This is a genomic window from Sulfitobacter sp. PR48 (assembly GCF_028807335.1).
Classification (GTDB): Bacteria; Pseudomonadota; Alphaproteobacteria; order Rhodobacterales; family Rhodobacteraceae; genus Sulfitobacter.
The window spans coordinates 264542-278481 of record NZ_JARAMM010000002.1 but is presented as its reverse complement, the minus strand read 5'-3'; the positions used below and the strand labels follow the sequence as shown (position 1 = coordinate 278481).

General features: G+C 62.2%; 11 protein-coding genes. 9 read left to right on the top strand and 2 right to left on the bottom strand.

What is annotated here, in order from left to right; translation table 11 throughout:
- Window positions 1–67: 67 nt before the first annotated feature.
- Complete coding sequence (locus tag PVW51_RS04025) at window positions 68–1300, bottom strand: TRAP transporter substrate-binding protein (protein WP_274573701.1); 1233 nt, start codon at window positions 1298–1300, stop codon at window positions 68–70.
- A gap of 118 nt (window positions 1301–1418) precedes the next feature.
- On the opposite strand from PVW51_RS04025, the gene PVW51_RS04020 reads away from it, so the two are divergent.
- The 9 genes from PVW51_RS04020 to PVW51_RS03980 all read left to right on the top strand — a co-directional run bounded on the left by PVW51_RS04020 (window position 1419) and on the right by PVW51_RS03980 (window position 10825).
- Window positions 1419–3020, top strand: a complete 1602-nt coding sequence (locus tag PVW51_RS04020) for a GMC family oxidoreductase (RefSeq protein ID WP_274573700.1) — start codon at window positions 1419–1421, stop codon at window positions 3018–3020.
- A gap of 172 nt (window positions 3021–3192) precedes the next feature.
- Window positions 3193–4431, top strand: coding sequence for an NAD(P)/FAD-dependent oxidoreductase (locus PVW51_RS04015; protein WP_269362693.1), 1239 nt, complete (start codon window positions 3193–3195; stop codon window positions 4429–4431).
- Window positions 4432–4462: 31 nt separating this feature from the next.
- Complete coding sequence (locus PVW51_RS04010; RefSeq protein ID WP_274573699.1) at window positions 4463–5452, top strand: TRAP transporter substrate-binding protein; 990 nt, start codon at window positions 4463–4465, stop codon at window positions 5450–5452.
- Between the two features lie 64 nt (window positions 5453–5516).
- Complete coding sequence (locus tag PVW51_RS04005; protein WP_269362691.1) at window positions 5517–6041, top strand: TRAP transporter small permease; 525 nt, start codon at window positions 5517–5519, stop codon at window positions 6039–6041.
- 4 nt (window positions 6042–6045) lie between these two features.
- Window positions 6046–7356: a TRAP transporter large permease gene (locus tag PVW51_RS04000; protein WP_269362689.1), complete on the top strand. Its 1311-nt coding sequence runs from the start codon at window positions 6046–6048 to the stop codon at window positions 7354–7356.
- 9 nt (window positions 7357–7365) lie between these two features.
- Entirely contained in the window at window positions 7366–8301 is a 936-nt protein-coding gene (locus tag PVW51_RS03995; RefSeq protein WP_274573698.1) for a hypothetical protein, read from the top strand.
- A complete protein-coding gene (locus tag PVW51_RS03990) occupies window positions 8294–9031 on the top strand; it encodes a 5-oxoprolinase subunit B family protein (protein WP_274573697.1) in 738 nt (245 codons plus the stop codon). The genes PVW51_RS03995 and PVW51_RS03990 overlap by 8 nt, the downstream gene beginning before the upstream one ends.
- Window positions 9028–10053, top strand: coding sequence for a biotin-dependent carboxyltransferase family protein (locus PVW51_RS03985; RefSeq protein WP_274573696.1), 1026 nt, complete (start codon window positions 9028–9030; stop codon window positions 10051–10053). Before PVW51_RS03990 ends, PVW51_RS03985 begins: the two co-directional genes overlap by 4 nt.
- A gap of 1 nt (window position 10054) precedes the next feature.
- The gene (locus PVW51_RS03980) at window positions 10055–10825 is read left to right on the top strand and encodes a LamB/YcsF family protein (protein ID WP_274573695.1); all 771 of its coding nucleotides are present in this window, start codon (window positions 10055–10057) and stop codon (window positions 10823–10825) included.
- Here PVW51_RS03980 and PVW51_RS03975 read toward each other — a convergent pair.
- Entirely contained in the window at window positions 10822–13920 is a 3099-nt protein-coding gene (locus tag PVW51_RS03975) for an FG-GAP-like repeat-containing protein (RefSeq protein WP_274573694.1), read from the bottom strand. The two genes, PVW51_RS03980 and PVW51_RS03975, sit on opposite strands and share 4 nt — an antisense overlap.
- Window positions 13921–13940: the final 20 nt, after the last annotated feature.

Genomic DNA, 13940 nt, shown 5'->3' with positions numbered 1-13940 from the left:
CCCGATGGCGTGGTGGTATCAAACCGGCCCCTGTGGGGCCGGTCCCTTCGTTACGTGTCGGCCGGGTTCAGGCTTTCCACCAGCGCCGCGGCTCCACGTTTTCGGGTAGTGTATCGACGGGGATCTGACGGGCAATGTCATAGATTTCCTGATAGGTATCCAGACCACCGGCCCAACCGTTCAGACGCTCCCGCCATTCTTCCCAAAGCTGTGGCTGATACTGGGGCGAACACATTTCCTCGGCCATCTTGATCTGATCGTCGGGCAGGAAGACGTTGCGCACGTTGTTCTCGGCAAAGATCGTGCCGGGCAGCTGCGGGTCAGAGAAACCGACGGTCTTGACCAGCGCGGCCTCGTTCGCGGCCTGCACGTGAACCTGCGTCAGATAGGCCGATTCCATCACCGCGTCCTGCAGCGCACCATCCAGGCTGTCGAAGGCCGCGACGGACATGGCGGTATGCTCCGTTCCGCAGAAAAACTTGAGGTCGACCGACTGCGACACCACGGGCGACATATTGGCATAGGCCACGGCCGAGGCCCATGTCTCCGCCCCGTCGATCAGCCCCTGCTTGAGACCGTCAAGTGTCTCTTCCCAGGCCACCGGCACCGGGTTGAGGTTCAGCGCCTGCATCGCGATGCGGCCCAGCTGGGTTCCGGTCACGCGGTTCTTGGTGCCGAACATTTCCTCCAGTTTGGTGATGGCGGGCTTGTCCTGCCAGCCCAGCCCCATCTGGATGCCGCGCAGCTCGCAATGGCTGAACAGGAACTTCAGCCCGTGGCGCTTCTCATAGGGATCGCGCAGCAGCTTGACCGACTCCGGGCTATACAGGAAATGGTACTGCGCCGCGCGTGACGGGAACATATAGGCATAGTCCAGCACGTTGAGATAAGGCGCGCCACCGGCAGAGTTCTGTGTCGAGGCAGCGTAGATGTCCACGATGCCCTGCTGCGCCTTCTCCACACAGGAGGTCTGGCCGCAGATCTGGTTGTCACCGATGAATTCGACCCGGATCTCCCCATCCGTCCGGCTTTCCAGATCGCGGGCGAATTCCAGACAACCGGCACGTTCGATCAGCAGGTTGCGGGCGTTGAACCCGGAGGCGCCGAACTTGAACGTGACCTTGGGCTCTTTCGCGAACCGCTTTTCATATGTCGATTCGGCAGCTTTCGCGAGATTGCCGAGGCTCATCGCGCCGCCGAAAGTACCCGCCGCAAGCAGGGTCGACGACATGCCGTACTGCCCAGCCAACCTGAACAAATCACGACGGGAAATGCCTTTCAATTTCTCCTGAACACTCATTTTGGTTCCTCCCATTCAAGTGCTATTGTCAATTATTGAGACTTTTTGTTTCAAAAAACACTAGTATGGAAACGCGCATCTGTATACAAATTTCTTCACCGTGCGGAGGAGCAGTGGCATGAAAGCGGACTATATTGTGATCGGGGCGGGTTCAGCCGGATGTGTGCTGGCCAATCGTCTTAGCGCGGACCCGAAGAACTCCGTGATCCTGCTCGAAGCGGGCGGGCGTGATCTCAATCCCTGGATCCACATCCCGGTCGGCTACTTCAAGACGATCCACAATCCCTCCGTTGACTGGTGCTACAAGACCGAACCCGATCCAGGCCTCAACGGGCGGTCCATCGAATGGCCGCGCGGCAAGGTGCTGGGTGGCTCTTCCTCGCTCAACGGATTGCTCTACGTCCGTGGACAACCGCAGGACTATGACCGCTGGCGTCAGATGGGCAACACGGGCTGGGGGTGGGACGACGTTCTGCCGCTGTTCAAGCGGGCCGAGAACAATGAACGCGGTGCCGATGCCTTTCACGGGGACAAGGGGCCGCTGTCGGTCTCCAACATGCGCATCCAGCGCCCGATCACCGACGCCTGGGTCGCGGCGGCACAGGCGGCAGGCTATCCATTCAACCCCGACTACAACGGCGCGACCCAGGAGGGTGTCGGCTTTTTTCAACTGACATCACAGAACGGGCGGCGCTGTTCGAGCGCGGTTGCTTACCTGAACCCGGTCAAGAAGCGGCCGAACCTGCGGATTGTCACCCATGCGCAGGTGGACCGCATCCTGCTGGACGGACGCCGCGCCACCGCAGTGCGCTATACCGACCGCGCCGGCAGGTCCCAAACCGTAACCGCCAACCGCGAAATCGTTCTTTCGGGCGGGGCCATCAATTCGCCCCAGCTGCTGATGCTCTCCGGTATCGGCGAGGCGGATCAGCTTTCCGAACACGGGCTCACGGTGGCCCATGACCTGCCCGGCGTGGGCAAGAACCTGCAGGATCACCTGCAAGCGCGGCTGGTCTACAAATGTAATGAGCCGACCCTGAACGATGAGGTCAGCACATTGACGGGGCAGGCGCGCATCGGGTTGAAGTATCTGATGTTCCGGGCTGGGCCGATGACGATGGCAGCCAGCCTCGCGACCGGCTTTCTCAAGACCCGCGAGGATCTGGAAACCCCCGATATTCAATTCCATGTTCAGCCCCTGTCAGCAGAGAACCCCGGCAAGGGGGCCGACAGGTTCTCGGCCTTCACCATGTCGGTCTGCCAGCTGCGCCCGGAAAGCAGGGGCGAGATCAGGCTGAACTCCGCCAGACCACGTGACTATCCCCGGATCATTCCGAATTATCTGAGCACGGACACCGATTGCCGGACAGTCGTGGAAGGCGTCAACATCGCCAGGCGCATTGCACGCCATGCCCCCCTGACCAGCAAGATTTCACAGGAATACCGGCCCGACGCCAGCCTGCCGATGGACGATTACGATGCCACCCTCGACTGGGCGCGCAGCAACAGCGCGTCGATCTACCACCCCACCGGCACCTGCAAGATGGGCGATGGCAAGGACGCGGTGGTCGACGCGCGCCTGCGGGTCCACGGCATCGCGGGGCTTCGCGTTGCGGATTGCTCCATCATGCCGGAAATCGTTTCCGGCAACACCAATGCACCTGCGATCATGATCGGTGAAAAGGCCAGCGACATGATCCTGCAAGACGCACGCGGCTGACCGTCAAAACCCTCCTTGCCCACTCCGCAATCACATCGGATACCGACATGAGGATGCCTCGGCTGGTCCAACGATGACATTTTACAAACATTTTGTTGATGTTTTGTGAATTCGTGTAATGATGCTCCGAGAGAATCAAAGGCACGACATTCATGACCCGAAAGCCCGCCAAATGAGCCGCCAAATCGTCGTGATCGGCGCAGGCATTGTTGGTATATCGACCGCGATCTGGCTGCGCCGGGCAGGTGTTGAGGTGACGGTCATCGACCGGGGCCTGCCCGGCACCGGCACATCTCATGGCAACGCGGGGGTGCTGGCGTCATGCTCCATGGTGCCTGTCACCGCGCCCGGCCTGCTGCACAAGGCCCCGATGATGCTGCTCAACAACAATTTCCCGCTGTTCCTGCGGTGGTCATACCTGCCCCGGCTGCTGCCATGGCTGCGTCGCTACATGGCGAATGCCAACGATACCGACACCCGACGGATCGCCAAGGCACTGACCCCGATCGTCGGCGACAGCGTCGAACAGCACAAGAGCCTCTGTGGCGAACTGGGTCTTGGCGACTGGGTGACCGACAGTGATTACTGCTTTGCCTACAGCGACCGCGCCGCATTCGCGGCGGACAAATACGCATGGGAGCTGCGCAAAGAAGCCGGTTTCGTACCCGAATTGATCGAAGGGCCGGCGGTGCAGGAATATGACCCCGCCCTGGGCCCGGACATCACCTGTCTGGCGGTGATGAAAGACCACGGTTTCATCCGCAGCCCGGGCGGCTATGTTCAGGCGCTGGCCAAAGCCCTGGCGGATCGTGGCGGCAAGATCATGCAAGCCGAGGTCACGGATTTTGACCTGACGGATGGGAAGATCACCGGCGTGCAAACCAGCACGGGCACCATTCCTTGCGACGCCGCTGTGCTGGCAACCGGCGTCTGGTCGAAACCGATGATGGCCAAGCTGGGGCTGAAAGTGCCCCTGGAAAGCGAACGCGGCTATCATGTGGTCTTTGAGGGCGCGACAGGCGGACCCCGTCAGCCTACGATGATTGCCAGCGGGAAATTCGTGGCGACCCCCATGGAACAAGGTCTGCGCTGCGCCGGTATCCTGGAATTTGGCGGGCTGGAGGCCGGACCCTCGCGCGCGCCGCTTGACCTGCTGCGCCGCCAGGTCCAGCGCGCCTTTCCCGGGCTCAGCGCCACCGGTGAAATCGAATGGCTGGGGCACAGACCCGCCCCCAGCGACAGCCTGCCCCTGATCGGCGAGATTGGACAAAGCCGGGTCTTTACCGCCTTCGGGCATCATCACATCGGGTTGACGGGTGGTCCAAAAACGGGCCGACTGGTCGCCGGATTGATCGCAGGGCAACCGGTCAACACCGACCTTGCCCCCTACCATCCTCAGCGCTTCAAATAGCGCCATTAAAAACCAACCGGGAGACGAAAAAATGAAACGCACACAGAAACTGATGGCAACAGCGGCAACAGCCGCCCTGACACTCGGCACCGCCCTGCCCGCTTTCTCAGCAGAGAAATGGGACATGCCGATGGCCTATTCGGCATCAAACTTCCACTCCGAAAACGGCGTCGAGTTCGCCAAATGCGTGACCGACGGCACAGGCGGCGAGATCGAAATCACCGTTCACCCCGGCGGTGCGCTCTTTGCCGGCGCCGACATCAAACGCGCGATCCAGACCGGCCAGGTCCAGATCGGCGAGCGGCTGCTGTCCGGCCACCAGAACGAAAACGCGCTGTTCGGCTTTGACAGCATCCCGTTCCTCGCCCCCTCTTTTGATGACAGTGGCAAACTGTGGGAGGCTGCCAAGCCCGGGATCGAAGCACTGCTGGAGGAGCAGGGACTGCACCTGCTCTACAACGTGCCGTGGCCGCCGCAGGGTCTTTACTTCAAGAAAGAAGTGAACAGCGTGGACGATATGGCGGGCGTCAAGTTCCGGTCCTACAACAACACCACCGCGCGTCTGGCTGAGTTGACGGGCATGGCCCCCGTGACCATCGAAGCCGCCGAGGTCAGCCAGGCCTTTGCAACCGGCGTGGCGGAATCGATGATTTCCTCGGGCGCGACGGGCTATGACCAGAAGGTCTGGGAAAGCCTGACACACTTCTACGAAGTAGACGCCTGGCTGCCGCGCAACTACGTCATGGTGAACGCGGATGTCTGGTCGGGTGTTTCGGACGCCAACAAGGAAGTGATCAACAACTGCGCTTCCGAAGCCGAAGCGCGCGGCCTGCAGAAGTCCAAGGACTACACCCAGTTCACCTATGATGGTCTGAAAGAGGGCGGCATGATCGTGCAACCCGCCAGCGAAGAGCTGATGTCGGGCCTGCGCGAGATTGGTGAAACCATGACCAACGAATGGCTGGAAGCGGCCGGTGAAGACGGCAAGACGCTGGTCGATACCTACAAATCCATGAACTGATCACGACACCTCGGGCGGCCCTTCAACGGGCCGCCTTTCCTGTTCGCACAAGGAGGCGGGTCAGATGACAGCACTGCGCAGAACGCTGGATGGACTTTACGTTGCGGCGGGGGCTGTGGCTGCTCTTTGCCTTGTGGCAATTCTGCTGCTGATCGTGGCGCAGATGGTCGCGCGATGGACCGGTGCCGTCTTTCCGGGCGCCGCCAGCTATGCCGGATATGCGATGGCCGGTGCCAGTTTCCTTGCCTTCGCCAATGCGCTGAACCGCGGCGCGCACATTCGCGTTTCGATCCTGTTGAACACGCTTTCAAAAGGGCCGAAACGCCTGCTGGAAATCTGGTGCTTCGGCCTTGCGGCGGCGATAGCCTGGTATTTCACCTATTACGCCTATTGGTTCGTCTACTGGTCGTGGAAGTTCAAGGAGGTCAGCCAGGATCAGGACGCCACCCTGCTTTGGATGCCGCAGTCGGTCATGGTCATCGGTGGCGCGATCCTTGCCATCGCGCTGACCGACAACCTGCTGCATGTCGTCTTTCGGGGCAATCACCGCCTCAGCCGCGACCTTGTCGATCAAAGCTTCGGAGAATGATGCCATGACCGAAGTCTACGCCATCACGCTTTTCCTCTTTGTCCTGTTCTTCCTGCTGGGCACCGGCGTCTGGGTCGGTCTGGCCCTCATGGGTGTCGCCTGGGTCGGGATGGAGCTTTTCACCACGCGCCCCGTCGGCGACACGATGATCACCACGATCTGGGCCTCGTCCAGTTCCTGGACACTGACCGCCCTGCCCCTGTTCATCTGGATGGGTGAAATCCTGTACCGAACGCGCCTGTCCGAGGACATGTTCAAGGGTCTCGCCCCCTGGCTCGCACGCCTGCCCGGCGGACTGGTCCATACCAATATCGTCGGCTGTACCGTCTTTGCCGCCGTTTCGGGGTCATCGGCCGCGACGCTGACGACCGTGGGCAAGATGTCGATCCCTGAGTTGCGCAGCCGGAATTATCCCGAAAAGATGATCATCGGCACGCTGGCCGGGGCGGCCACGCTGGGCCTGATGATCCCGCCGTCTCTCGCCCTGATCGTCTATGGGGTGACGGTGAACGAAAGCATCACCAAGCTGTTCTTCGCCGGCGTCTTTCCCGGCCTCATCCTCGCCCTGATGTTCATGGCCTATGTCGCTTTCACGGCGCTGACGTCAAAGGACTGGAAACCCAACGCCGAACCCTCCATGACCTTCGCGCAGAAGCTGGCCAATTCGCGGTTCCTGCTGCCGGTCTTTGCGCTGATCACCGTCGTGATCGGGTCGATGTACCTCGGCTTTGCCACCGCGACCGAGGCGGCGGCAATCGGGGTCATCGGTGCCCTGGTGCTGGCGCTGTTCCAGGGGTCGCTCAACTGGGACAGCTTCCGCGAAAGCCTGATGGGGGCGATGCGCACCTCTGCCATGATCGCGCTGATCCTCGCGGGGGCGGCCTTTCTGAAGCTGTCGATGGGCTTTACCGGCCTGCCCCGCGCCCTGGCCGACGGCATCGCGGCGATGGAGCTGACCCGGTTCCAGCTGCTGATGGCGCTGCTGGTGTTCTACATCGTGCTGGGCATGTTCCTTGACGGGATCTCTTCGGTCGTGCTCACCATGGCGGTGGTGGAGCCGATGGTGCGCGGCGCGGGCATCGACCTGATCTGGTTCGGCATCTTCGTCGTGGTCGTGGTCGAGATGGCACAGATCACACCGCCCATCGGGTTCAACCTGTTCGTCCTGCAAGGCATGACCGATCACGAAATGGGATACATCACCAGGGCCGCCCTGCCGATGTTCGCGATCATGGTGGTGATGGTCTTTGTCCTCATCTTCTTCCCCGACATCGCCACCTGGCTGCCTGACAACCTGCGCCAGGGGCCGTCATGAGGACTAGCCTTGATCCGGTTTCTTCATCTGGTGGCAACCCATGCCCGCGCCTGCCTGATCGCCGGGCTTGCGGCGGGGCTGCTGCTGCCGGGGCTCGCCCGCGCGCTTTATCCCTGGCTGGCCGAGATGGTGGCGCTGCTCCTGCTGCTGACCGCGCTGCGCATCGGACGGCGCGCGGCCCTGGGCGCGGTGCGGGATCTGCGCTGGGGGCTGGGCGCGATTGCCCTGCTGCAATTGGCCCTGCCGCTGGCGCTTTACGCCTGTCTCGTTCCCTTCGGATTGCACAATACACCCGGCGCGCTTGCGCTGGTGCTGACCTGCGCGGCTCCTGCCATATCGGGGTCACCGAACCTGGCCTTGATGATGGAGCAGGACGCGGGACGGACGATGCAGATCCTCGTCCTGGGCACGGCAGCCTTTCCGCTGACCGTCCTGCCCATCCTCGCGCTGATACCGCAGCTCGGCCCGGCACAGGCCGTCCTCGCCTCGTCATTTCGGTTGCTCCTGGTAATCATCGTCTCAACCGGTCTGGGCTTCGCGCTCAGACATTGGCTGCTCCGCGCGCCGACACCCTCCCAGATCAAGGCGATGGATGGCGCATCCACCCTGGCGTTTTCGATCATCGTCATCGGGCTGATGGCCGCGCTCAACCCGGCGCTGCGCACGACACCGGGGCTGGTCGCCCTGTGGATGCTGCTGGCCTTCGCAACCAGCTATGGCTTGCAGATCGCGGTGCTGCTGACCCTGCGACACACCCGCCTGCGAGCCGTCGCTGGGCCTTTGGCCATTGGCGCAGGCACCCGCAACATCGCGCTGTTCCTCGTGGCGCTCCCGGCCGATGTGCTGGCCCCGCTGCTGGTCTTCGTGGGTTGCTGGCAGGTGCCGATGTATCTCACACCGATCCTGTTGCCCCGCCTCTACCGAAAGATGCTCTGCGATGACTGACTGGCCGCAAATCCGCCGCGTCGGGCTGTCCGGGATCCTTGTCACCTTCGCCGAAGCGATGACCGAACCCGCCAACCGCGCCGCACTCGCCCTGCGCGCGGCAATCGAGGACGCGGATTGGCCAGAGGTGACCGAGACAAGCACCTCCCTTGTCTCCACCTTTCTGCAGGTGAACCTTGCCGTGACCCCGGCAGAGGAAATGACGGAACGCCTGCGCGATCTGCTGACCAGCCGCGACTGGTACAGGGCGGACCTGCCACCGGGCCGGACCCTTTGGCACATTCCCACCGTCTACGGCACCGAACTTGCGCCGCAGCTTGAAGAAGCCGCCGAAGTCGCCGGTGTCGACCCGGACGAGGCGATCCGCCAGATCTCGGGCGCGCGTGTGCGGGTGCTGACCATCGGTTTCGCCCCCGGCCAGCCCTACCTGGGCGAGCTGAGCGAGACCTGGAACATCCCCCGCCAGCAGGCCTTGTCAAAGTCGGTCCCCGCCGGGGCGCTGATCATCGCGATCCGGCAGCTGGTCCTGTTCACCAATGCCTCCCCCACCGGATGGCGCCATATCGGACAGACCGCGTTCCGCACCTTCCGCCCTGAAAGCGAGCATGCCTTTGCCCTCTCACCGGGGGACGAGCTTTGTTTTCCCGCTATTGAGCCCGCCGAGCTGGAGAAGATCCGCAGCAAGGACCAATCCGGCGATGGCGGCGCAAGCAGGGAGGTCCTGGCATGAGCGCGACACTGACCGTTGTGCAGGCCGGTCCGGCGCTGAGCATTCAGGATTTCGGTCGCACGGGATACCGCGCGCAGGGGCTGACCAGGGGCGGCGCCGCCGACCCCATCGCCCTGCACGAAGGGGCTGCCCTGCTCCGCCAGCCGGCGGGGGCCGCGATCGAGATGATCGGCGCAGGCGGCACGTTCACCAGCGACACCGACCTGCGCATCGCGCTGACCGGGGCGGCGATGACCGCCAATATCGACGGGGCCGCGATTGTCTGGAATGCCAGCCACCTTTTGCCCGCCGGTGCCAAGCTGACCATCGGCGGGGCGACGGGCGGCACCTATGGCTACCTGCATATCGGCGGCGGGCTTGCCACGCCGGAACTGATGGGGTCGCGGTCCAGCCACCTGAGCGCCGGTCTGGGGGCGGCACTGAAATCCGGCGACACGCTGGCCATCGGGCCTGACAAGGGGTCGGAGACCGGCATGGCGCTGCCACGCGACAACCGCTTCGACGGCGGTACGGTACATGTGGTGGAAAGCATGCAGACCGTTCATTTCAGCGCCGATACCCGCGCGCGTTTCACCCGGACGACGTTCAGGCGCGATCCGCGCGCAAACCGGCAGGGTGTCCGGATGGACAGCGACGGTGAGGGGTTCTTTTCTGACGGTCAGCTCAGCATCGTCTCGGAAGTGATCGTGCAGGGGGATATCCAGATCACCGGTGACGGTGCGCCCTTCGTGCTGATGTGCGAAAGCCAGACAACCGGAGGCTATCCGCGCATTGCCACCGTGCTGCCAGCCGATCTGCCCCGCATCGCCCAGGCCCCGGCAGGTGCCGCAATCCGGTTCGCCTTCGTGTCGCTGGAAGAAGCCATCGCCATCGAAAAGCGTGCCGCCGCCGAACTGACTGCCCTGCCCGGCAAACGCTATCCATTGGTCCGCAATCCTGCTGAAATGCGCGATCTGCTGTCCTATCAACTGATTGGCGGCGCCGTATCTGCCAATGCAAACCCATTTGAAGAGGGAACATGACATGCCATCCGTCGATCTGAACGCCGACATGGGCGAAAGCTATGGTGCCTGGAAGATGGGTGACGATGCGGCCCTGCTGGATATCGTCACCTCTGCCAATATCGCCTGTGGCGGTCACGCCGGGGATGCCGATGTGATGGCCGCGACCATGCGCATTGCCCATGACAACGGGGTCGGCATCGGCGCGCATCCGGGGTTCATGGACATCGCCGGGTTTGGCCGCAACCGCATGTCGGTGCCACGCGCCACCTTGCAGAACCAGATCCGCTACCAGGTTGCCGCAAGTGTCGGAATGGCCCGCAGCCTGGGCGCTGAGGTTCGCCATCTCAAGCTGCATGGCGCCCTGGCCAACATGGCCTCAGAAGATGAAGGTCTCGCCCGCGATCTTTACGAAGCCGCGCTGAGCGTGGCCCCCGACCTCATCGTCATGGTGCTCTCTGCCACGGCGCAACAGAGCGCGGCAGAGGCGCTTGGCTGCGCCTGGGCCGGAGAGATCTTCGCGGATCGCGCCTACAACGACAACGCCACTCTGGTGGATCGTTCCCTGCCCGGTGCCGTGATCCACGATGCCGCCCTCGCAGGCAAACGGATGGTCGAGATGGTGCGCGCAGGGGCGATCATCACGGAAAGCGGCAAGCATATCCCGACGCGGATCGACACGATCTGTCTGCACGGCGATACCGCCGAGGCGGTTCAGATCGCCGCCGCTGTCCGGTCAGAGCTGGAAGCCGCAGGCATATCCCTGGCGCAATTCAAGGGGCACAGAGCTTAACCGTTGCCGGCGGTGCGGCTGATCCGGTAGATATTACCTGCGTCAAGCTGGCCTTCGATGGTGGTTTCGGTGCCATCTGCCCAGCGCAGCGACAGCTTTGTCGCGCGGCCAGTTTCACCCAACCCGAAATGCACGCGCGGCGCATCGAAAGACATGAACCCGCCGCCCATCTGCACCTCGCGCATCTGGGTCAGCCCGTTTGCATCCGTCAGGCGCAGCACGGCACCGATGCCGTCACGGTTGCCCGCCATATCCGCCAGTTCGAACACGATGCCCCGGGTCTGGCTGTTGTTGCGGAATACGACCAGCGGGCCGTTGACGGGGTGGGTCAGCAGGTCAAGATCGCCGTCATTGTCCATGTCGAACTGGGTCGCGGCGGCTGTCATCAGGTAATCTTCCAGCCCGAAGGGCCCTGAGGCTTCCTTGAAGGTGCCGTTCCCCTGATTGTGGAAAAACAAGTTGGACGGTGACACTTCGTTGGGCACCCAGGTGCCGTTCACGATGTACACGTCCTGCCAGCCGTCATTGTCGAAATCAAAGATCTTGGTGTCCCAGCTCCAGCCGCCGACATCAAGGCCAACCTCTGCAGCCTGATCGGAATAAGCATTTTCCACCCAGGACAGCAGCACGTTGGACCGCAGGATTTGCGGATGGGTCAGGGCGATTTCCTCCGGCTTTGGCTGACGCACCGGCATGAAATGCGTATCGCAATAGGCGCGGGGAATGGTCTGCCCCACGGGGATCAGCGTGCAAATACCGGGGTCTTCCTTCTGGATCGCAAGGTCCTTGACCAGCATGGCGCGGCATTCGTCCTTGTAACGTCCTTCCAGTTCCTGGCACCGGCTGGCGTAGGTCGGGTCAAAGTTGTTGCCGGACTTGTACCAGGTCTTGATCTCCATGTTCCTGGCGCAGGTGGCCTTGGCCTGGGGATCGGCGATGCCGTCGCAATATTGGTCCAGCGACTGCATCTTCAGCTTTCTGGACACGCCCGACGACCGGCCCGCGATCTGCGCAAGGTAGATCTCCGGTGTGCCGTCGTTGGACAGGTCCGCCGTCTTTACCGCCATGGTTGTGGTGGTTGTATGCGGGATCAACCCCGAGGCGTGGTCGATCATCGACAGTCCGCCAGCGCCGTCACCACGATAGAAATAATCAGGAATGTCGAAATCGTTGCCGACCACCAGATCAGTGGCCCCGTCACTGTCAAGATCGGTCCACAGGATGCTCAGCGTCTCGCCCGGCAATCCCGGAAGATCGGTAAATTGCTTTCCCGAAAGCGCGCCGTCATCGTTCCAGATCACCCGGTTGCGCGATTCCTCACCCGGAATGCGGCGATACCAGCCAGCGGCCCAGTTCCCCAGTGCAACATCAAGATCGCCATCGCGGTCCGCATCGGCAAAGCTGAGCGAGAGAGCCAGTATATCCGTATCCCGGCCCTGCACCGGGCGCAGGCTGTCCGCGCTGAACTGCCCATCTTCATTCCGCCAGATGTAATTGCCCTGACGATAGGTGCCGAGGAAGAGATCAAGCCAGCCATCATTGTCGATATCCACCAGAGCCGACTGAAACACAGCCATATCGGCCAGCGGCCCCATGTCGATCTTCTGCCGCGTGAACTGCCCTTTCCCGTCATTCAGGTAAAGGTACAGGCCCACCTCGGTGGAGGCGATGGCGAGGTCAAGGTCGCCGTCACGGTCAATATCCCCCGAAGAAACCGACCGGCCTTCCCAGAACGGTGGCCACATGTCGCGAAAGGAAAACTCGACAGGTTTGTCGATGCCAATCGTGCGCGCCTCCATCCGGGTGAAACCTGTCTCGGCGGAGTCCGAAAGCGGTGCCAGCGGCTGGGCAGCCAAGGTGATCCGGTCCGCATCTTCGCTGGTGACCTGCCAGGGATCGGTCCCCGCTGCCTCCGCAGCCATAAAGAGCGGCGCGTTGACCGGGGCGGCATTGCCCTGCAACAGAATGTCCAGGGCCCGTTCCGATTGCCTGTCATAATAGATTTGCGCGCCAAGACCGGCGATGATCCCCAGCACGCCGACCGCGGCGGCCAGCATGCCAGCCGCCCGCAACCCGATGGCCTGCCAGACGATAAAGAAGGAATAGACCGAAAAGGTGCCCAGCGTGAACAGCAGCCCCATCACGTATCCATGTGACAGCCCCGCGCTCAGCAATGCCCCCGTGACCACCACGTCAAAGGCGATCGGCACCGGCAGGAACAACCCGACCAGCGCAATGGCGATCAGGGCGAGAAACGAGAACGACAGGCCGGTAATCATGTCCTGCGGCAGCAACACGGCGACCACCGTTCCCAGGAAACCGGCCAGCAGCATCAGGGGAACCGTCAGCTTGAGGATGTACCACAGGTTCTGCAGATACTCCTTGGCCACGTTCACCACAGCCCCCACCGGGCTGTTGCCCAGCCGCTTTCCCGCCATCAGTCCACCACCTGGGCTCATCGCGCAAACGACCTCGTCCTGCGGCAGTTCATTCCGTGCCAGAGTGCGGCAGATCAACGGCACGATGACCAGGATCACCAGCAGGCTCAACGCGATCTTTGTCACCGCCATGAAGAACGGCAGGATCGAAAACGCCATCGTCAGCACCACAATGTTGAGCGTCGGTGATGCGATCATCGCGGAGAGGGTAGTTTCCGCCCGCAGACCCGCAGAATACATGCCCTTTGCAATCGGGGCGGCACAGTTCACACAAACGCCCAGTGGCGCGCCGATCACCATGCCCAGAAATGAATTGGCAAACCCGCCCTTGAAGCTGCGCCGTCGCAGATAGGGGATCATCGTCAGGAAGGCCGCGGCAAACAGGACGCCAAAGGTCATGCCCTTCTTGTTGGTATTGATCCAGTTCAGCGTGGACCAGAAAATCCGTTGGGGCAGAGTCATATCCGCCGTGATCGGGAACTTGGCCTCGAAACTCAGTGAATCTTCAAGCTGGATTGCACCCGACATCATCGCCTTTTCGTCCAGCGCCGGATAGCGCGATCCGGTCCAGAACAGATAGGCAAGAACGGCAACAATCAGAACACTCAGGACAAGTCGTAGCGTGTGGGGACCTGTCGGCGCGGATGTATCTGTCATTGTGAAACTCAATTTTCAAA